At 40.5% G+C, this 20,956-nt stretch carries 14 protein-coding genes; 7 read left to right on the top strand and 7 right to left on the bottom strand.

Features of this window, described 5'->3' with window-relative positions; genetic code table 11:
- Positions 1–95: 95 nt before the first annotated feature.
- Complete coding sequence (locus CQ839_RS14530; protein ID WP_258040743.1) at positions 96–2,153, bottom strand: DUF4157 domain-containing protein; 2,058 nt, start codon at positions 2,151–2,153, stop codon at positions 96–98.
- A gap of 76 nt (positions 2,154–2,229) precedes the next feature.
- Positions 2,230–2,394, bottom strand: coding sequence for a pentapeptide repeat-containing protein (locus CQ839_RS26045; RefSeq protein WP_103669008.1), 165 nt, complete (start codon positions 2,392–2,394; stop codon positions 2,230–2,232).
- Between the two features lie 212 nt (positions 2,395–2,606).
- Here CQ839_RS26045 and CQ839_RS14520 point away from each other — a divergent pair, with 212 nt between their 5' ends.
- Together CQ839_RS14520 and CQ839_RS14515 are read left to right on the top strand one after the other, a co-directional pair.
- A complete protein-coding gene (locus tag CQ839_RS14520; protein ID WP_103669007.1) occupies positions 2,607–3,023 on the top strand; it encodes a XisH family protein in 417 nt (138 codons plus the stop codon).
- The gene (locus CQ839_RS14515) at positions 3,011–3,346 is read left to right on the top strand and encodes a XisI protein (RefSeq protein ID WP_103669006.1); all 336 of its coding nucleotides are present in this window, start codon (positions 3,011–3,013) and stop codon (positions 3,344–3,346) included. The genes CQ839_RS14520 and CQ839_RS14515 overlap by 13 nt, the downstream gene beginning before the upstream one ends.
- Before the next feature lie 168 nt (positions 3,347–3,514).
- Here CQ839_RS14515 and CQ839_RS14510 read toward each other — a convergent pair whose 3' ends face one another.
- The 4 genes from CQ839_RS14510 to CQ839_RS14495 form a co-directional block, all read right to left on the bottom strand.
- A complete protein-coding gene (locus CQ839_RS14510) occupies positions 3,515–5,323 on the bottom strand; it encodes a DUF4157 domain-containing protein (RefSeq protein ID WP_258040742.1) in 1,809 nt (602 codons plus the stop codon).
- A 314-nt stretch (positions 5,324–5,637) separates the two neighbouring features.
- Complete coding sequence (locus CQ839_RS14505) at positions 5,638–6,174, bottom strand: Uma2 family endonuclease (protein ID WP_103669005.1); 537 nt, start codon at positions 6,172–6,174, stop codon at positions 5,638–5,640.
- A 293-nt stretch (positions 6,175–6,467) separates the two neighbouring features.
- Entirely contained in the window at positions 6,468–8,117 is a 1,650-nt protein-coding gene (locus CQ839_RS14500; protein WP_258040741.1) for a DUF4157 domain-containing protein, read from the bottom strand.
- A gap of 90 nt (positions 8,118–8,207) precedes the next feature.
- Positions 8,208–8,882, bottom strand: a complete 675-nt coding sequence (locus CQ839_RS14495) for a pentapeptide repeat-containing protein (protein ID WP_181016207.1) — start codon at positions 8,880–8,882, stop codon at positions 8,208–8,210.
- Between the two features lie 153 nt (positions 8,883–9,035).
- Here CQ839_RS14495 and CQ839_RS14490 point away from each other — a divergent pair, with 153 nt between their 5' ends.
- Positions 9,036–10,760 (top strand): tetratricopeptide repeat protein, encoded by a 1,725-nt coding sequence (locus CQ839_RS14490; RefSeq protein WP_258040747.1) that lies wholly within the window; start codon positions 9,036–9,038, stop codon positions 10,758–10,760.
- Between the two features lie 67 nt (positions 10,761–10,827).
- Here CQ839_RS14490 and CQ839_RS14485 read toward each other — a convergent pair whose 3' ends face one another.
- Positions 10,828–11,037: a Nif11-like leader peptide family natural product precursor gene (locus CQ839_RS14485; RefSeq protein WP_103669002.1), complete on the bottom strand. Its 210-nt coding sequence runs from the start codon at positions 11,035–11,037 to the stop codon at positions 10,828–10,830.
- A gap of 125 nt (positions 11,038–11,162) precedes the next feature.
- Between CQ839_RS14485 and CQ839_RS14480 the strand changes: the two genes are divergently transcribed.
- The 4 genes from CQ839_RS14480 to CQ839_RS14470 all read left to right on the top strand — a co-directional run bounded on the left by CQ839_RS14480 (position 11,163) and on the right by CQ839_RS14470 (position 20,920).
- Positions 11,163–13,562 (top strand): substrate-binding domain-containing protein, encoded by a 2,400-nt coding sequence (locus tag CQ839_RS14480; RefSeq protein WP_103669001.1) that lies wholly within the window; start codon positions 11,163–11,165, stop codon positions 13,560–13,562.
- A gap of 147 nt (positions 13,563–13,709) precedes the next feature.
- Entirely contained in the window at positions 13,710–13,886 is a 177-nt protein-coding gene (locus CQ839_RS25155; RefSeq protein ID WP_181016206.1) for a hypothetical protein, read from the top strand.
- Positions 13,883–14,392, top strand: coding sequence for a phage tail protein (locus tag CQ839_RS14475; RefSeq protein ID WP_103669000.1), 510 nt, complete (start codon positions 13,883–13,885; stop codon positions 14,390–14,392). Before CQ839_RS25155 ends, CQ839_RS14475 begins: the two co-directional genes overlap by 4 nt.
- A gap of 3 nt (positions 14,393–14,395) precedes the next feature.
- Positions 14,396–20,920, top strand: a complete 6,525-nt coding sequence (locus CQ839_RS14470) for a hypothetical protein (protein WP_103668999.1) — start codon at positions 14,396–14,398, stop codon at positions 20,918–20,920.
- Positions 20,921–20,956 lie beyond the last annotated feature (36 nt).

The following is a 20,956-nucleotide window of genomic DNA, read 5'->3' as shown; positions in this document are numbered from 1 at the left end:
AAAGACCTCCGAGGCTAAAACCATTGTGCTTCAAGTATTTCAGCCATTTACGCTAGAGCACCTCCCCGAAACGCCTATTGAGCCTACTATAGCAATTACAATGCATTCAAGCGATCGTTGTATAGCGTTACACTATCATTATTCAACTGACCTGTATTCTGAAGCGGTCCAGTATTTATTATCTCTTGTCTTCCGATCGCTAATCCCTGCGCAAAGTTAGCCATGATTACTTGCAAGTGATTATTTAGCTTATTTGTAACCGCGACTCTTTCATTTTGGTTTACGTTATATTCCCTTGGATTTGCACCTGCTTTCTCTCCAGTAATGATTTCATCAATAAATTTTATATGAGTATTAATACTGTTCTGACCTGAATCCCACGCTTCTGTAGCAATTGCGTTATAATGCCCACCAATAAACATAGTGACTAAAGGATGATTCAGCCAGTCCTGTAGAGTGATTTTTTGAGCACCCACTTGCTCTGTAAACTTCACCCTACTGGCTGGATCGACATTGTCAATTGGATATATCTTTCCTTGGGACATATTCATAAGTAAGTTATCAAGATTTGCCGATCCCACAATCCTATCAAAGTTTCCAAGAAAGATATCTGCTGCGGCAAGACGACCCAATGCTATGGCAAAGGAAGGATCTTGGGTAAGAAGTTTGAGAGGACTGTTTTTGTTTACCTTATCTTTTTTGCTAATTATGCGATCGTTTGCAGATTTAATATGACCTCCATCTTTTGTTTGATCTTGCATTATTTCACCGAAACCGCTGACTCCTTGTGCTGCTTCTTGAATCATCGTTGTATTAACTGCCACAGCCTCCAATAATGTAAGAGTGCGAGGATCTAAATCATCCATAAAATGAGCGGCTCGAGCTTGGATTCCGACCACATCTTTGTGGATTGCAAAGCGCCTATCTAAATTCGCGATATTCCACTTCCCTCCCCTGTCATTTTTTTTAGTTGATGCCATCGATCCGTGGAGATGGGACGCAATCATCTCCTCATCCTTCTCTCTAACGTTAGGCTTGACAACGAGCGTGGATTTGTTGTCTGACACAAATATGACTCCACCAACTCCCCCTTCACTTGCTCTAAATCTTGTAACTTTATTCCAGTCAGTGTCATGTAAACTTAGTCTTTGGATAGTTTGATCGTGACTGAGACTAGACAAAGAAAGCTTAATCGGGGAGGCAGGAACTTGAGTCCCTTGCGATCGCTCTGGTTTTCTCGACAATTTAGATTTATTTGTAGATCTATTTGCTACATTTTGAGCGCCATTTTGCTGAACGACATGGGTCAACTCATGGGCAATCAACTCCTGACCACCTTTGCTACTCGGCTCATATGCCCCCTGCCGAAAAAACACGTCTTGTCCAGTTGTAAAAGCCTTTGCTTGAATCGATTTATTTAATTGATCGGACTGTGAATCTGTATGGACTTTTACACCGCTAAAATCTGCTCCCATTGCTTCACCCATCTTTGCTTGCAGATTGGAATCGAGAGACTGACCACTACCCCTTGCACTTTGAATTGATGACTCTAAATCTATTGATGCTTCTCCCCCACCAATATTTTCACGTCTCTGCACCAAAGACTTCATTTGCAATTCTTCATCCTCTTCTTCCATTGACTCTTCTCGTTGGATTGTAGAGATTGGCTTCATTTGCAATTCCTCATCCTCTTCTTCCATCGACTCTTCTCGTTGGATTGTAGAGATTGGCTTCATTTGCAGTTCTTCATCCTCTTCTTCCATCGACTCTTCTCGTTGGACAGATTGATCCTGAATTGGCAAATTAATTTGCTGAACGACCTTAGATGCAGTGGCATCTGCTTCCTGCTCATACTTATCGTTTGGTTCACCAATACTCAGTTTGGCTTGGATCGCCATACGCTTAGATTGAAGCGGCTTCGTCAAGCGGTTCATTGGCTTTGCTTGGACTGGCGTATCAGCCGACTCAGTGCCACGCTGATTAATTATTTTTTCAAGGAAATTCTCAGTATATCCAGATGGTCGAAAGGTAGCATCTTCATCCAAATCTGTCTGTAGTGGCGCAAAGTCTCTAGTATGTAAAAATGAAGCTGTGGGTTGGACTGAAGTCGTAGATTTGGAAGAATTTTTTTCGTTACCGTAAGTACGCGACATGTCACTAACCTCTAAATTTTCTTACTCAGACACAGCATATATTTGATATTGCATATTCTCGCACAATCAAAATTTTTTAACGACAATTTTGATCGTTTACTTCCACATCTTGCAAGGTCATGTTACATAATTTCGCTTTTATTAAATTTATATTGATTAATAAGACATTTTCGAGATTTGCCTCAACAAAATTTAATTCGCTGAAATTGGCACTTTCGAGAAAGTAATCTGGCTGGTGCATCAGCGATAACAACTAACTACATCGCGATCGCATTGCTGATAATATCTGATGTCTGTTGGGTTCCATTCCTCAAACTAACCTACAAGATCGGCGATCGCATCAGCCAAAAATCAATGATTAGAACTGCGATCTCCAATTGAACATTTTAGAATTTGAGATATTTAGGAAAGCGATTACTTTATAATTGAAGATAAAATATAGTAAAGACAACAATGGCTGCTAAAGACAGATTTCATGCTGTAGTTAGGATCGCTTTAGAAAAGGAGCAGTGGAATGTAACTGATGATCCACTACGACTAGATATTGGCGGCACTAAGTTTGAAATTGATTTGGGCGCGGAGCAATTGTTAGCAGCAGAGCGCGGTAAAGAAAAAATAGCTGTTGAAATTAAAACCTTCTTGAGTGATTCGCCATTGACTGATTATCATGCTGCATTAGGACAGTTTTTGAATTATCGTCTTGCCTTAGAAATTGCTGACTCAACACGCATTTTGTATTTAGCAGTGCCAGTGGGAGTTTACGAATCATTCTTTAAGCGCGAATTTGCCCAAATCTCATTAGAGAGATATCAAATCAAACTAATTATTTACGACACAATTCAAGAGGTAATTGTTCAATGGATAAAATAGAGTCTTATCGCAATATAATCCAGTCGTTGTTGACAGCTTATGCTGCTGTCCCGATCGCAAATGGTGCGATTGATTGCTATACGGTTTTTGATACAAAGCAAGACCATTATCATGTCATGAATGTGGGATGGGACGGTTATCGACGGGTCTATGGTTGCGTTTTACATTTGGATATTATAAAGGGAAAGATTTGGATTCAGCAAAATATGACGGAAATGAGGGTTGCTCAAGAACTTGTAGATTTAGGGGCGGCGAAGGAAGATATTGTACTGGGATTTCAGTCTCCTGAAATGCGTGAATATACTGGCTATGCAGTTGCTTGAGTGAAAGCGCGATCGCATAAGCCAAAAACCAATGACTAGAACTGCGATCGCATGCGCCAATTCAAGGATGAAATGCACCATTAAGCCAAGAGATATCTGTAAATAAGACTAATTTTGATGAAGCAAAATTAGTCTTATTTCATTATTGAGTTGGCGAATTTTAATTTTTTAACCGACTGGGGAGTCTTTATCGATAGCCTTAAACAATTCAGACAACTTGACCTTGCAGTAACCGTATTTAGTTCCTGGATCTAATTTTACGAAGTCATTATCTAATTTTCCAGGAATCATCAATTTAGTACCTTGAGGAAGAGTTATCAAACTTCCTTTCATCGTCTGTACAGATAAATCAACAGTTAGTTGATAAACGTGTTCTTTGGCATTAGTGACCCATTGTTCATCTTCAGGGTTTTCCTCCTTTTTTACTTTCTCTTTGATTCCATAGTCAAAATTCATCATTCCCTTGTATAGCTTCCTTTGTCTTTCTTCTTCCTTTAAACGGTTGCGTTCTTTTTCTTTCTTTATCAGATTATAGTTTTCAATATCAGCATCCAACGTGTTTATATGTCCTTTATTCTTCCCTTTCGCAAGTGCATTAGGTGTCTTGATAAGTAAACCTGCCGAGGCTTTAATCCCTGCCGCTTTTAAAATTTGCTCGGAAAACTTTGCACAATTTATTCCCCCTTTAGTTAAACTACCTCCTAAAAGGCGATATTTTCTCTTTTTAGGCTTAAGGTTTGCTATTTTCTCAGCTTTCCTAAGAGCGGGTTCCACGTCTTTGATATCCCTTACCCAGCTTCTACGTTTAGTTTCACTTTCACGAGGGGTATGTCCCTTATTAATTTTAATAGTAGTTGCTTCTTTTACTGCGGTTAGATGAACTTGTGTGTCTGCAGGTTTATCATTTTCTAGATATTCAATGTAGACAATAGAATGACCACCCCCCCTATGGTCATTCGCAGTTGCTGTAAACACGGCATTTTCTGATGTTATCTTTTGCCCTTCTAAAACACTGCTGTAGTAAGCATTAGCTTCATCATTTTTATAAGTCCGTTGGATATGATGGTCGGATGCACTAATATAATCTTGTGATTTTGTTTGGATGGAATTTCCATTTTGTTGCAACACATGGGTCAACTCATGGGCGATCAACTCCTGTCCACCTTTGCTACTTGGTTCATAAGCTCCCTGCCTAAAAAACACATCTTTACCAGTCGTAAACGCCTTTGCCTGAATCGATTGATTGAGTCGATCTGATTGCGAATCTGTGTGCACTTTTACTCCACTAAAATCTGCTCCCATGGCACGACCCATCTTTGCTTGCAGATTGGGATCTAGCAACTGCCCGCTACTCTTTGCTTGCTGTATCGATCTTTCCAGTTCCTCAGACGCATCACCGCCACCAACTGCCTCCCGTCGCTGAAGCATTGGCTTCATTTGGATATCTTCTTCCTCCTCTTCTACTGCTTCCTCTCGTTGGATAGAATCAGAGAGAGGCTTCATTTGCAATTCATCATCTTCCATTACTTCTTGACGCTGAATCTTTGAAATCGCAGGCTTCATTTGCAATTCATCATCTTCAGATTGCATCGCCTCCTGCTTTTGGACAGATTTATCCTGTGGTGTTGAATTTATCTGCTGAACAACTTTAGAGGCAGTGGCATCTGCTTCCTGCTCATACTTATCATTTGGCTCACCAATACTCAGCTTAGCTTGAATCGCCATACGCTTAGATTGAAAAGCCTTCAAGCGGTTCATTGGCTTTGCTTGGACTGGCGTATCAGACGACTCAGTGCCACGCTGATTAATTATTTTTTCTAGAAAATTCTCAGTGTATCCAGATGGTCGAAAGGTAGCATCTTCATCCACATCTGTCTGTAGCGGCGCGAAGCCTCTAGTTTGTAAATATGTTGCTTTGGGTTGGACTGAAGCCGTGGATTGGGAAGGCTTTTTTTCGTAATCGTATTTACGCTTCATGTCACTAACCTCTAAATCTTCTTATTCAGACACAGCACATATTTTGATATTGCATATTCTCGCACAATTAAGAATAATTAACGACAATTTTGGTTGTTTATTGCCATATCTTGCAAGGTCGTATTACATAATTTCGCATTTGTTAAATTTATATTGATTAATTAGGCATTTTCGAGATTTACCTCAACAAAATTTAATTCGCTCAAAAATCAATGACTAGAACTGCGATCGCCTATTGCCAATTTTGAAAACAGGAAATTATAGAAAGTAGCTTGCCTAGCTGTTGGCGATGATCGCCAACAGCTAGGCAAGTGTCACCGCTGCTGGGTCATTGCCATGATCATTTCTACTGTGAGGTTTGAGATATTGCCAAGGGTTGGAAGTATATCGGTTCCAGAATAAATTAATGGCAGTTCAGATTTTTCCCAAACCCAGATTTGCTTTCGCTGAATATCAATTAGCCAAGCTAGTTGAGTGCCGTTGATCAAGCAGTGTAGGATTTTGTTTTGTAGCTCTAATGTGTTTTGGTCGGGGGAGCGAATTTCAATCAGCCAGTCTGGCGCTCCTTGCAGTGGTCCATCGACTTCTGTAAGCCGATCGCTTTTAACCACGGTAATGTCTGGGACGGGGGATAGTGGTGGCACAATGCAGCGCAGTTCTTGAATGGCTTCGTATGTTTGGGTTTGGCTGTTGATCCTGTTAACTAGGTTGCGCTGAAGGCGGGAATGAAACAGTGTTGGCATCGTTTTTTGTTGGGCTTGCCCGTGGATAAATTCCCAAGCAGGTGAGGTTTCAATGTTGGGCTGCTGGAGAAAAGTGTCTAGGGGGCTAGCGATCGCAATAGATTCCATAAGCCTGAGATGCACCAACGAAGGTACAACGTATGTTTAGTTCTATTGTAGTTTGAGAATTTCGTTTATGGCAAATGTTGAGATGTTTCAGGCAGTTTAGCAGGCGATCGCATCAGCCACAAATCAATGACTAGAAATGCGATCGCCTGTTGCCAATTTTAAAAATGCGAAATTATAAAAAGTAGGTTGGGTGGAGCGTCAGCGATACCCAACAGTTAATCACATTGCATATAACGCCTGTTGGTGTTGGGTTTCATTCTTCAACCCAACCTACGCGATAGCGATCGCACTATTCATGATTTATGGGAAACTTCGCCATGTTCCTCATCTAAAAAGATATCCTGTTTTGAAGCTTCCTCAATAATTTCTCTGTAAGCCTCAGCCGTCAGATTAGATGTGTAATCAGCCATCTCTAGAATATTATCAGGACTTAATTCTTGCATTTTTTTCCACCATTCTGTGAATAAGTGCTGATATTTAATTTTTACTCTATCCGAAACATTTTTAAATTCTTGTTCTTTATTGGGATTGACTACAAAGATAAACTCATCAAATTCTTTATGAGTTACAGTTGTTCCTGTATAGCCCGTGACTTTAATATTCTTTTTACCAAGTTTGCCCAGTTCTTCTGCTACATCCTTTACTAGGGGGGTTACACCCGCTCCTGAATAACAGGAGCTTATATATACATTGTGTGGCCAATCCTTAGGTACGCCATTGTTTTCGTCTGCTAGAAATTTACCAATCTGTTGACCATTAAAATGACCTGACTTTCCCTCGACTCCATGAGCCACCAATATTAAATTTTCATTGCCTAATTTGTTGAAAGCTGGCTTGCTCATATCAAATATAGGTCCTCCCACTATGTTATTTGCCCATGATATGTGTTGCATGAAGGTATAGGCTTGGGTCAGTTTATCCATATTATTAGGATCACCTATAAGAGATTTAATTTCATTGGTGATTCCCTTTGAATTGATTCCCACCATTCTTTGGATCACTGGTGCGGAATTTTGTTGCTTCGGCGAGATGTCTGGTAGTGGCCTAGGGCTTGTCGCGATGCGAATTGCCTTTGATTTAACATCAAATTCACTATTTTGAGCCAGGTTTTCCGATTGTTCTGGCGATCTCCTCACTGCTTCCCCATTTTGCTGTACCACATGCGTCAATTCATGAGCGATCAACTCCTGACCATTCTTGCTACTAGGATTATATTCTCCTTGCCGAAAGAAGACATCTTGACCTGTGGTAAATGCTTTGGCTTGGATCGATTGATTTAACTGATCAGATTGCAAATCTGTATGGACTTTCACCCTGCTAAAGTCTGCTCCCATCGCCTGTCCCATCTTCGCTTGCAGATTAGAATCTAGAGATTGACCACTACCTCTCGCACTTTGAATTGATGACTCTAAATCAGTCGAAGCTTCTCCACCATCAATATCTCCTCGTCTCTGGAGCAAAGACTTCATTTGCAATTCATCCTCTTCTTCTTCCATCATTCCTCGTTGGATTGAAGAGATTGGCTTCATTTGCAATTCTTCATCTTCTTCTTCCAGCGACTCTTCTCGTTGGATAGATTGCTCCTGAGTTGGCGAATTTATCTGTTGGACAACTTTAGAGGCAGTGGCATCTGCTTCCTGCTCATACTTATCATTCGGCTCGCCAATACTCAGCTTGGCTTGGATCGCCATACGCTTGGATTGAAGCGGCTTCATCAAGCGGTTCATTGGCTTTGATTGGACTGGCGTATCTGCCGACTCAGTACCGCGCTGATTAATTATTTTTTCTAGAAAATTCTCAGTGTATCCAGATCGACGTGGAGCATCTTCATCCAAATCCGTCTGTAGTGGCGCGAAGGCTCTAGTTTGTAAAAATGAAGCTGTGGGTTTGAATGAAAACGTGGATTGCGAAGGCTTTTTTTCGTTATCGTAAGTATGTGGCATATTAGCAACCCCTAGATCTACTTACTAAGACACCTTAATATATCACATACATAATATTTGGCATCACATATTCTCGCATAATTACAAAAATTAACGACAATTCTGATTGTTTACCGCTCCATCTTGCAGGGTTGTGTTACACAACTTCGCTTTTGTTAAATTTGTATTGATTAATGAAGCATTTTCTAGATAAGCATCAACTAAATTTACTTCACTAAGATTTGCCCCTTCGAGATTGGCAAAACCTAGCTTGGCATTGGTCAGATTGGCTCTAAATAAATTCGCCCCTTCAAGATCGACAAATTGGCGCACAGACGTAAATACATCGACATTGCCATCCGCATAGCTGTCAGTCAGATTCGCATCTTGGAGATTGCTCTGGCGAAAAGAAGCCTCAAGTAAATATGCATTGCTCAGATTTGCCCCCGTCAAATTGGCCTGACCAAAATTAGCAAGCCGCAAATCGGCATAACTAAGATCAGCATAGGTAAGATTTGTTCCTTGCAAATTTGCGCCCCGAAGATCAACACTTCGCAGGTTTGCACCTTGGAGATTAGCTTTATTTAAATCTGCCCCAATCAGTTTCAGCCCATTCAAGTCTGTATTTTGTAAATTACAGCCCTGACAACGATTGGTTTCGATCAGGCGTTGACGATTGAGGGTTTGGATACGATCGCTACTAGGATCAGCCAAAGCAGCAAAGGGTAAAGCGATCGCGATCGTCGCCAGAAATCCCGAAAATAACACCCTAGCCAAAATGCTCATTTTCAGACCTCGATTGAGTAAAAGCATCCTAATTAATCCTAATTAACAGTTGTGTAGTGGGCTTTGCCCACTACACAACTGCCAACTTCGTAAGTCATAATGATAAATTAATGTGGATATGAAAAGTTGTCATCAGATTACAGGTCGTATTTGGTGACAACTTTTGCTAGACCTGGGGTTGAGAAATTGGGATTACCAATGATTTTGCGTTCTTTTTTTCAGTCATTCAAACAAGGCAAGCGGTTTTGGTTGCTCATGGTTGTGCTGCTAAACTTGCCGATCGCACCGACTGCGATCGCTCAAGAGAAGTTACAGGATTTTGACTATTGGGCATCACTTTGTAGTTCTTTGGTCAAGTCTCGCAAATACAAAGAGGCTATCGATGCTTGCAATCAGGCGATTACCCTAAATACCAATGAGCCGATCGCTTGGCTAGAGCGGGGCGATGCCATGTCTGGGTTAGGGATGAATATCGAAGCGGTGGTGTCCTATGATCGCTTTATTAAACTGAAACCCGATAACTCAGGTGGTTTAGCAAAACGTTGTGGGGCACTGATGGAACTAGAACGCTATGAAGATGCGATCGCTTCCTGCGAACTTGCCCTACGACTCGACCAGAACTGGGCAGATGCCTCCCCTGCGATGGTGTGGTACATCCAAGGAGCATTGCTGAAACGGGAGGGAAAAATGGCGGAGGCATTAGAGTCACTGGGGCTTGCCATTCGTTCAAATCCGAATTATTCTCTAGCACTTACAGAACGTTGCGACATTTTTGTTGCCCTTGATCGCGCTGCCGATGCCATCCAAGACTGCGATCGCGCCATTAAGGTAAATGCTAACTGGGGCAAATCCACACCTGCGATCGCATGGAAAACTAAAGGCAAAGTCCAGAATCAGTTAAAACGCTTTGATGAAGCTCTATTTTCCTATGACAAAGCTGTAGCGATCGAGCCGACAAATGCTCAGGCATGGGCAGAACAGGGGATGATTTTATGGAGATTGGGGCGTTATGCCGAAGCTTTGGCTTCACAAGAATGGTCTCTCAAGGCAAAAGAAAAATATTCCCTCGCCTTAGCTAACTCCTGCGCTGCCCTTAACCAGCTCCGCCAATATAAAGAAGCCCTAGTTGCCTGTAACTCTGCACTCCAAGAAGGAGATCAACAATGGGACTATCTGGGGCCAGCTTGGGCATGGGATCAGAGAGCTAATGCTCTCAACGGTTTGGGCAAGTACGAAGAGGCACTAGCTTCGGCAAATCGGGCGATCTCCCTACAGCCAAGCCAAGCTAGCTTTTGGGGCAATCGAGCAGCAACCCTATGGGCTTTGGGGCGTTTTGACTTAGCGCTGTCGTCAACTAATCAAGCGATCGCCCTGAATCAAAATTCATCATTTGGGTGGTTTAATCATGGGCGCATTCTTACCTCATTGGGGCGCACAGAAGAGGCGCTCAAAGCCTATGACAAAGCCATTGAAGGCGATGCAAATATCGGTAGCCAAATCTTCTTGGCAGATATTTGGACAAATAAATCGGCTTTACTCTGGCGGCTCAATCGATTTCAAGAATCATTGATGGCAAGTCAACAGGCATTGGGCATTAATCCCAAATCAGACACAGCTTGGTTTAATCGGGGTCTAGCCATGATGTCCCTTGGTCGCAACGTCGAAGCTGTTACAGCCTATAGCCGAGCACTAGCGATCGATGTCAAAAATGCCGATTATTGGACTGGTCGGGGTCTAGCTTTACTTGCGCTAAATAGCAATGCCGATGCCTTGGTCTCGTTTGAGCAAGCCCTAAAGCTTAATCCTAGTCAGATGCAAGCTACGATCAATAAGGCGATCGCGATCGAGCGCTTAAAACCAAAACCAGTAAAGCCATAATTTAGTGACCAAAAGAAGAGCAGCGGCGCATAGCAACGCCACTCTTCTTTTGATAGCAACAGCTAGACTAAATACCAGGAATTTCTGAAAGGTGGCACTTTAATTCTTCGACCTCAAAGTTGGTCATCTGTTGCCATTCTTCGATCGTGAAGTCATATCCTTCAGCCTTTGCCATTTCCACAAAACTTTCTAGATCAGGAGCTTGATTTAGTTTTGCTTTGAGAAGGGAATCTGTCTTCGCTGCTCGATACAGACGAGCTACTTGATCTCTTGCCATAATCTTGAATAGGGGTAAAGTAGTGGGATATGCTTTAGACAAGTATGTATAAACAATACAAACCTTTGCCGCAAATCACACCTAGTTAATTGATAATAGTTTAACAAGAATAAGGCAAGCAATCTATGGCTACGAAGTCTCCAAATGTTTGGCAAAAATTCTGGAAACGCATCACAGACCTTTGGGGGCAGTTTCTTGGCACTATCGATGGGTTGATCGGTAATAAGTTTGTCGAATTCTTAAATAAGGCTGTTCCAGAACCTTTAAAATTTCTGATCCCATTTCTTAGAGATGATTTAGGGATAACGCCTCCTTCAATTACCTCTTTTAAAGGTATCAGCATACCCGAAAAGAATGAAACCAAAGAAATTTTAAAAGAAATTTCTGTTGATCAAAGAGTGGGGACAATTTGGCAAATCAAGCCGCAATTTCTCCGCTACCAATGTCAAGAATCAAATCCGTTTCGGTGTGAAATTCCCCACGAAACCGTCATAGATAATCCTAATAATAAGTATTGCAAAAAATGTCAATTTCCTGCCAGTTTGCCACCTGAGGTCAAGATTCGTGGCAGGGCTGGAGTATATCAAGTTGATAGCTATATCGGCATTCGCGGCAGTGGCAGACTCTATAATGCTACTAACTTAACGGACGGGGAGCCTTTTTTATTAAAAGAATACGTAATTCCCAAAAAATATTTTAACGATCAAGAAACTAGAGCCTGCAAGCGTAATTTTGAAGCATCGTCAGAGCTCAAATTATCAGATGGTCGAAAGCAAGACGCGCGTTTAATTACACCGATAGAAGCGATCGCAGATGCTCGTGAAGAACGCTGTTATGCGATCCTGCCCAAAACTGATGAAGCGCTCACTTTATCTGATTATCTAAATATGCATGGCGCGATGAGTAACTGGCAGGTGAAATCGTTTCTTAATCAAGCTTTACAAACTCTTGAGTCCTTACATTCACAAAAATACCGATTGCGTTCTGGTGTGGTGACTTCAGGACTCCCTCATGGCAATCTAACCTTTTATAGCATTGCGATTCGATCAAATTTTCAGGGATTTACAGTCTATCTCAATGATATGTCACTTTGGGAAGATCAATTCTATCCTCCCGATGTGCAGCCACCTGCCTATTCCATCAATCGAGATCTCGAAGATTTAGGCTATATCGCTTTCTATCTATTAAAAGGCGGAGTCATCGATCTTGAAAATCGTTCTTGTTTAAATCCCTTCGACCCAGACCATTGGGATGGGAAAGTTCATCTGGGGCTGAAAAAATTTGTTCAGAATTTGCTCGGTTTTGGGGAAACCACTTATAGCAGTGCTGAAGTGGCTCGGAGGGCGCTACTAAGATTACATATTGATCGCGATGCTCTACTCGAATTCATTGACCAAGAGAAAGTTGAACCTGTTAAAAAGAATTGGTGGGGATGGCTAACTAAAAAAGTAATCGCGATCGCGATCGGCGTAATCCTCTTGTTACTGCTAGCTTTGTTACTGTATTTCTGGCTAACACAGCCGCCCAAAGCTGCTAACCTCAATTTCCCTTGCTGTATTAACCAAATATCCGATATTCCTGAAGGCAAATTCACCTATATATCTGACAAAAATGGAACTTGGAATTACACCCTTTTACAAAATAATTTGATTGCTAAGGGTTCAACTCTCGAAGATGAGCTCCAAAAACGCCAGCCGAAACTCCAATTAAGCTATCAGCCAGTTGATGTTGATAGAAATGCCGATCAGTCCCCGATCACTCAATTGCTATCAAACCAAGCCGACTTTGCTATTTCAAGTGTGTCTGACAATCTTGGCGGTAACTTTATTACTCAAGATATTGCCTACGATGGCTTAACGGTGTTTGTCGCTTTTAGCTATGCCCAACGCAATAACAGTTTACCGACCTCTCTAGAAGGTAGACTCACCTTTGCCCAATTACGCCAACTCTATACAGGAGAAATTATCAATTGGCGACAGTTAGGGGGACCAAACTTACCTGTGAAGCTCTATATGCCCCTAGATGATGATTCAGTCAAGATTTTTGAGAAACGGGTATTGAAAGATAAAATAGCGATCGAGACTTTCCAAAATTTGATCAAAGATGGAAATATCAAATCGCTATCTATTTTTGATTCATTGCGGCAAGTAATCCAAGACTTTGAGGATCGCAATATTGGTAGTATTTCCTTTGGCTCAATTAGTCAGGTTTTTGGTCAGTGCTCGGTCTATCCCCTTGCGATCGCTGATGATTATCGAGCCTTCGTTGCACCTCTAGTCTGGAAAACTGGTGCTGACATTACACCCAACGTTGATCTATGCAATGAAAAAGGTAGTTACATTCAAAACTACAATGCTTTTATCAATCAAAACTATCCCCTTGCCTATCCAATTTCGGTAGTCTATACCCGCGACAACCGCCGATTGCCGATCGCTGAGCGGTTTGCCTCGATCATGCGAACCGAAGAAGCCCAAAATCTACTTAAGCAAACTGGACTAATCCCTCTAAAATTTCCAATCAAATAACGAAAAACCAAAAAAAACTAGAGGCGGTGCAAAGCACCACCTCTAGTTTTTTTTGTTTGCCCTAATACGGTTGGCAACCAATGTATAATATAAATTGGTTACGATATACGCTTGAATATACGTTTACATATACATGGTAAGTCGTTGATGGGAAAACATTCTGACGAACCCAAAGAACGGGCAGAGCTAGGCAAGTTTGCAGCCAAAGTTTTACAAGAACCTTTGCAAATCAGATTACTCAGCGATCGGGTTTATGAGTTGCTCACGAATGAATTACGACAACAAAAAGAACGTGTCGGTAGAAATTATGAGGGGAGATTATGACAAATACTAGTAAGTTCGCTAGAGCAGAATCATATGTTACAACTAATCATTTTTATGTAGAAATGTTGCCGTCAGCAACGATTGTTGCGGGGTTCACGGAATGTTCTGGATTGAGTGCCAAAGTTGATTTTGATACTTATTTTGAGGGAGGGGTTAATAATCAACAGAGAATATTTCTCAAGCACACTTCTTTCTCTGAAGTAACGCTTAAGCATGGTGTAACAAATGACTTGAGTTTCTGGAGCTGGTTTACCGCCACAACTAATCGCAGAAGAAATATCCGAATTTTACTTTTTAATCAAGCTGGTGACACAAGACAATGCTGGACTTTGATTGGTGCAGTTCCTGTCGGTTGGACAGCTCCATCGCTTCAGGCGGATGGTAATTCTGTTGCTATTGAAGAGTTAAGGTTAGCAATTGAAGGCTTGACGGTGGCTGTTGAAGGTGGTGGAATAGCTACAGTGGTTACAAGAGATTCATCAAGTGGTTCTTTCCCCAGTTCTTAAACCATGACTGAAAACACCCACAGTTCTTTTGAGGCAAGTAGTAATGAAAATATGCCTGATGATATTCCATTAGGTAATTATGCGCCTTTGCTTGTACCACCGTCTCTTGGGCAGTTATTTTTGCAACCCAAATTTATCTATCCCCTTGGAGCAGTCTCATTATTTAATCCCGATAATGTCGCTCTTAATGGTGATTTTGAGCCTCTTAACAATTCATTTGATGATTCTCCTTTTTTCGATCAACCTTTAGCGCCAACTTCTCTATCTTCGGTTGATGGGCAAGCAACAAATCAATCTAATATTCAAGCTAAGTCTCTTTCTCCCCAGAACAATCTACAACGCAAGCAGCAAACTAATTTATCTTCAAGTGCTTCTTCTAACGACAAATCAATTCAAAGGAAACCTCTAAAAAGCTCTCCTGCTTCACAAGCTAATGAAATACAAAGACAACCTGATATTTCTGCTATAGATAGTATTTCTCAAGGCGATCAGAATATTAGACAAGTTCAAAGCTCCCCTGAGTCGCCTGTTTTAGATAGTGTCTTTGATAGTGATCGCACTATCAAAGGGTCAGATTCAAATATTACTCAAACTCCACAGATAAGTCCTCTACAAAGAAAGCCTGACATTTCATCTGTCAGTGATATTTCGCAAGGTGTTCAGAACATTCAAAGATTTTCTGAATCACCTGTTTTGGATAATGCTTCACAAAGCGATCGCACGATCCAAAGAGAAACTGACCTAAATATTTCACAAATTCCTCAAACCAGTTCTTTACAAAGACAATCTGACTTTTCGCCTGTAGATGTTATTCCTCAAGGCGATCAGAATATTCAACAAGTTCAAAGATTTTCTGAATCACCTGTTTTGGATAGTGTTTCCCAAGGTGATCGCACGATCCAAAGAGAGCCTGACCTAAACATTTCACACCCCCCTCAGACTGATGCAATTCAAAGAGAAGCTGACTTTTCGGCTGTAGATGATATTTTTCAAGGTGATCAGAATATTCAACAAGTTCAAAGATTTTCTGAATCGCCTGTTTTGGATAGTGTCTTCCAAGGCGATCGCACGATTCAACGAGAGCCTGACCTAAATATTTTACAAACTCCTCAGACTGATGCAATCCAAAGAGAATCTGACATTTCGGCTGTTAGTAATATTTCACAAGGCGATCAGAATATTCAACAAGTTCAAAGATTTTCTGAATCGCCTGTTTTGGATAATGCTTCACAAAGCGATCGCACGATCCAAAGAGAAACCGACCTAAATATTTCACAAATTCCTCAAACCAGTTCTTTACAAAGACAATCTGACTTTTCGCCTGTAGATGTTATTCTTCAAGGCGATCAGAATATTCAACAAGTTCAAAGATTTTCTGAATCACCTGTTTTGGATAGTGCTTCACAAAGCGATCGCGCGATCCAAAGAGAAACTGACCTAAATATTTCACAAACCCCTCAGCCTGATGCAATCCAAAGAGAATCTGACATTTCGGCTGTAGATGCTACTCCTCAAGGCAATCAAAATATTCAAAGATTTTCTGAATCATCTGTTTTGGATAATGCTTCCCAAAGCGATCGCACGATCCAAAGAGAAACTGATCTAAATATTTTACAAACTCATCAGACTGATGCAATCCAAAGAGAATCTGACTTTTCGGCTGTAGATGATACTCCTCAAGGTGATCAAAATATTCAAAGGTTTTCTGAATTGCCTGTTTTGGATAGTGTATTCCAAGGCGATCACACGATCCAAAGAGAGCCTGATCTAAATATTTTACAAACTCCTCAGACTGATGCAATTCAAAGAGAATCTGACTTTTCGGCTGTAGATGATACTCCTCAAGGCGATCAGAATATTCAACAAGTTCAAAGGTTTTCTGAATTGCCTGTTTTGGATAGTGTCTCTCAAAGCGATCTCACGATCCAAAGAGAAACTGACCTAAATGTCACTCAAACTCCTCAAACCAGTTCTTTACAAAGACAATCTGACTTTTCGCCTGTAGATGATATTCCTCAAGGTGATCAGAATATTCAACAAGTTCAAAGGTTTTCTGAATCACCTGTTTTGGATAGTGTTTCACAAAGCGATCGCACGATCCAAAGAGAAACTGACCTAAACATTTTACAAACTCCTCAGACTGATGCAATCCAAAGAGAAGCTGACTTTTCGGCTGTTAGTAATATTTCACAAGGTGATCAAAATATTCAAAGGTTTTCTGAATCGCCTGTTTTGGATAATGTCTTCCAAGGCGATCGCACGATCCAAAGAGAGCCTGATCTAAATATTCCACAAATTCCTCAGACTGATGCAATCCAAAGAGAATCTGACTTTTCGGCTGTTAGTAATATTTCGCAAGGCGATCAAAATATTCAAAGATTGTCTGAATTGCCTGTTTTGGATAATGCTTCACAAAGCGATCGCACGATTCAACGAGAATCTAATTCATCAACAGTTGAAATTACGCAATCTCCTCAAGCTGAAGGTGTACAGAAAAAATCTGATATTGAGCCTGTAGATGTTGTTTCACAAAACGATCACACGATCCAAAGAGAAACTGACCTAAACATTTTACAAACTCCTCAGACGGATGCAATCCAAAGAGAATCTGATATTTCGGCTGTTAGTAATATTTCACAAGGTGATCAAAATATTCAAAGGTTTTCTGAATCAGATGTTTTGGATAGTGTCCTCCATGATCGCACGATTCAAAGAGAAACCGACCTAAATATTTCACAAACTTCTCAGACTGGTGCAATCCAAAGAGAATCTGATATTTCGGCTGTAGATAATATTTCACAAGGTGATCAAAATACTCAACAAGTTCAACGATTTTCTGAATCACCTGTTTTGGATAGTGTCTCTCAAGCTGATCGCACGATTCCAAGAGAGCCTGACTTAACAACTACTAATATTTCTCAATCTCCTCAGACAGATTATCTACAAAGACAATCTGATATTTCAGATGTTGATGATATTTCACAAGGTGATCAATATATTCAAAGATTGCCTGAATCACCTGTTTTGGATAGTGTCTCTCAAAGCGATCGCACGATCCAAAGAGAAACTGACCTAAATATTTTACAAACTCCTCAGACGGATGCAATCCAAAGAGAATCTGATATTTCGGCTGTAGATAATATTTCACAAGGCGATCAAAATATTCAAAGATTGTCTGAATTGCCTATTTTGGATAGTGGCTTCCAAGGCGATCGCACGATCCAAGATTCTGACTCAAATATTACTCAAACTCCTCAGACCGATTCAATTCAAAGACAACCTAACATTTCGGCTGTAGATAATATTTCACAAGGCGATCAAAATATTCAAAGATTGTCTGAATTGCCTATTTTGGATAATGCTTCACAAAGCGATCTCACGATCCAAAGAGAAACTGACCTAAATGTCACTCGAACTCCTCAAACCAGTTCTTTACAAAGACAATCTGACTTTTCGGCTGTAGATGATATTCCTCAAGGCGATCAGAATATTCAACAAGTTCAAAGGTTTTCTGAATCACCTGTTTTGGATAGTGTTTCACAAGGCGATCGCACTATTCAACGAGAGCCTGACCTAAATATTTTACAAACTCCTCAGACTGATGCAATCCAAAGAGAATCTGATATTTCGGCTGTTAGTGATATTTCACAAGTTGATCAAAATATTCAAAGATTGTCTGAGTTACCTGTTTTAGATGATGTATCACAAGGCGATCGCACGCTCCAAAGAGAGTCTGACCTAAATATTTTACAAACTCCTCAGACTGATGCAATCCAAAGAGAATACGACTTTTCGGCTGTAGATGATACTCCTCAAGGTGATCAAAATATTCAAAGGTTTTCTGAATCACCTGTTTTGGATAGTGTCTCTCAAAGCGATCGCACGATTCAACAAGAGTCTGACCTAAATATTTCACAAACACCTGAGACTGGTGCAATCCAAAGAGAATCTGACATTTCGGCTGTTAATAATATTTCACAAGGCGATCAAAATATTCAAAGATCGTCTGAATCAGATGTTTTGGATAGTGTCTTCCAAGGCGATCAAAATATTCAACGAGAATCTAATTCGTCAGCAGTTGACATTACGCAATCTCCTCAAGTTGAAGGTGTACAGAAAAAATCTGATGTTGAGCCTGTAGATGTTGTTTCACAAAGCGATCATACGATCCAAAGAGAAACTGACATTTCGGCTGTAGATGGTATTTTACAAGGTGATCAAAATATTCAAAGGTTTTCTGAATCGCCTGTTTTGGATAGTGTCTCTCAAAGCGATCGCACGATCCAAGATTCTGACTCAAATATTATTCAAACTCCTCCGACTAATTCAATCCAAAGAGAATCTGATATTTTGGCTGTTAGTGATATTTCACAAGTTGATCAAAATACTCAAAGATTGTCTGAGTTACCTGTTTTAGATGATGTATCACAAGGCGATCGCACGATCCAAAGAGAAACTGACCTAAATATTTCACAAACTCCTCAGACTGATGCAATCCAAAGAGAATCTGATATTTCGGCTGTTAGTAATATTTCACAAGGCGATCAAAATATTCAAAGATTGTCTGAATTGCCTATTTTGGATAGTGGCTTCCAAAGCGATCGCACTATCCAAGATTCTGACTCAAATATTATTCAAACTCCTCCGACTAATTCAATCCAAAGAGAATCTGATATTTCGGCTGTTAGTGATATTTCACAAGTTGATCAAAATACTCACAGATTGTCTGAGTCCCCTGTTTTAGATGATGTATCACAAGGCGATCGCACGATCCAAAGAGAATCTGACCTAAACATTTTACAAACTCCTCAGACTGATGCAATCCAAAGAGAATCTGACTTTTCGGCAGTAGATAATATTTCACAAGGCGATCAAAATATTCAAAGATTGTCTGAATTGCCTATTTTGGATAGTGGCTTCCAAGTCGATCACACGATCCAAGATTCTGCCTCAAATATTACTCAAACTCCTCAGACCGATTCAATTCAAAGACAACCTGACATTTCGGCTGTAGATGATATTTCACAAGGCAATCAAAATATTCAAAGATTTTCTGAGTTACCTGTTTTAGATAATGCTTCACAAAGCGATCGCACTATCCAAAGGGAAGCTGACTTCACAACTGCTAATATTTCTCAACCTTCTCAAATTGATGCAATCCAGAGGCAACCTGACATTTCGTCTATAGATGGTATTTCTCAAGGCGATCTTAATATTCAACAAGTTCAAAGATTTGCTGAATCGCCTGTTTTAGATGATTTATCACAAAGCGATCGCACGATTCAAGAATCTGTCTCAAATATTTCACAAGCTCCTCAGATTGATGCAATACAAAGACAATCTGATATTTCGACTGTTAGTGATATTTCACAAGTTGATCAAAATATTCAAAGATTTGCTGAATCGCCTGTTTTAGATGATTTATCACAAAGCGATCTCACGATCCAAGATTCTGCCTCAAATATTATTCAAACTCCTCAGATTGATGCAATCCAAAGAGCATCTGATATTTCGGCTGTTAGTGATATTTCACAAGTTGATCAAAATATTCAAAGATTTGCTGAATTGTCTGCTTTAGATGATGTTTCACAGGGTGATCTCACTATCCAAAGAGAGACTAACTCAAATATTACTCAAACCACTCAGACCGATTCTTTGCAAAGACAACCTGACATTTTGGCTGTTAGTGATATTTTGCAAGGCGATCGCAGCCAATCTATTCAGAGAAAAGTTGATCCGAGAAATGTTGAAAATCCTGAAGGCAAAAGCGATGACCAGACGATTATTCAAATGATGAGAGATCCTAGTAATGCCGCCGATCTAAAATTACCCAAAGCCATTGAAAATCTTGTCCAGACAGAATATTTGGGTAATTTTTCACCACTGACACCATCCAAAAACACTGACTCTACGTCTTATCAAACTGTACAGCGATCGCAAACTGATCGCCCAAGCCAAAACGACTTTTCTAATAGTTTAAATAACTTGTCCAGAACAATTCAGCCCAAACCAGATCAAGATTCTGATAGCAGTCAGACTGATTCTAATGGGTGGGCAAACATAGCGGAATTGTTGGCTAACTTACCACCGCCTAAAAGTTCTAGTAATTCATCTACAAGTTCACTGAACAACCAAAAAACTAGCGATCGCAGTTCCCTCGCAACTAACCCTACTTCAGCAAGCTCTACAAACAATCAAACAACTATTCAGCGATCGCCAGATAATGACTACACAGATAGCAGCATCGATCAAGATCTATACTTAACGCCAACAGGATTACAAAAAGGAAATCCAAACAAAATCACAAATACTCGATCTGGCACAATCCAACGTGAACTCAATTCTGACTCATTACCAGAAGCTACAGTCTCAGTTCAACCGCGACAAGAACAAGAGAATCAAGATGAAGTGAATTTTGACAAAAATCTTGAAACCTTAGCTCAAGAAATATATATTTTGTTAAAGCAACGTATAGGAATAGAAAAAGAACGACAAGGCTCTAGATATCAAGGGCGATTGCCTTGGTAGCTAATTGTGTTGTGGACGCGAAGCGTCCACAACACA

It is taken from the genome of Pseudanabaena sp. BC1403 (assembly GCF_002914585.1).
Classification (GTDB): domain Bacteria; phylum Cyanobacteriota; class Cyanobacteriia; order Pseudanabaenales; family Pseudanabaenaceae; genus Pseudanabaena.
Note: the sequence above shows the minus strand (reverse complement) of the source record. Positions and strands in the feature narration are given on the sequence as shown.

Coding starts and splice junctions, on each gene's coding strand:
- CQ839_RS14505 (WP_103669005.1), bottom strand. CDS start 6,174: ATGGAATCTATTGCGATCGCTAGCCCCCTAGACACTTTTCTCCAGCAG.
- CQ839_RS14510 (WP_258040742.1), bottom strand. CDS start 5,323: ATGAAGCGTAAATACGATTACGAAAAAAAGCCTTCCCAATCCACGGCT.
- CQ839_RS14475 (WP_103669000.1), top strand. CDS start 13,883: ATGACAAATACTAGTAAGTTCGCTAGAGCAGAATCATATGTTACAACT.
- CQ839_RS26045 (WP_103669008.1), bottom strand. CDS start 2,394: ATGCACCAGCCAGATTACTTTCTCGAAAGTGCCAATTTCAGCGAATTA.
- CQ839_RS25155 (WP_181016206.1), top strand. CDS start 13,710: ATGGGAAAACATTCTGACGAACCCAAAGAACGGGCAGAGCTAGGCAAG.
- CQ839_RS14485 (WP_103669002.1), bottom strand. CDS start 11,037: ATGGCAAGAGATCAAGTAGCTCGTCTGTATCGAGCAGCGAAGACAGAT.
- CQ839_RS14520 (WP_103669007.1), top strand. CDS start 2,607: ATGGCTGCTAAAGACAGATTTCATGCTGTAGTTAGGATCGCTTTAGAA.
- CQ839_RS14515 (WP_103669006.1), top strand. CDS start 3,011: ATGGATAAAATAGAGTCTTATCGCAATATAATCCAGTCGTTGTTGACA.
- CQ839_RS14500 (WP_258040741.1), bottom strand. CDS start 8,117: ATGCCACATACTTACGATAACGAAAAAAAGCCTTCGCAATCCACGTTT.
- CQ839_RS14495 (WP_181016207.1), bottom strand. CDS start 8,882: ATGAGCATTTTGGCTAGGGTGTTATTTTCGGGATTTCTGGCGACGATC.
- CQ839_RS14530 (WP_258040743.1), bottom strand. CDS start 2,153: ATGTCGCGTACTTACGGTAACGAAAAAAATTCTTCCAAATCTACGACT.
- CQ839_RS14480 (WP_103669001.1), top strand. CDS start 11,163: ATGGCTACGAAGTCTCCAAATGTTTGGCAAAAATTCTGGAAACGCATC.
- CQ839_RS14470 (WP_103668999.1), top strand. CDS start 14,396: ATGACTGAAAACACCCACAGTTCTTTTGAGGCAAGTAGTAATGAAAAT.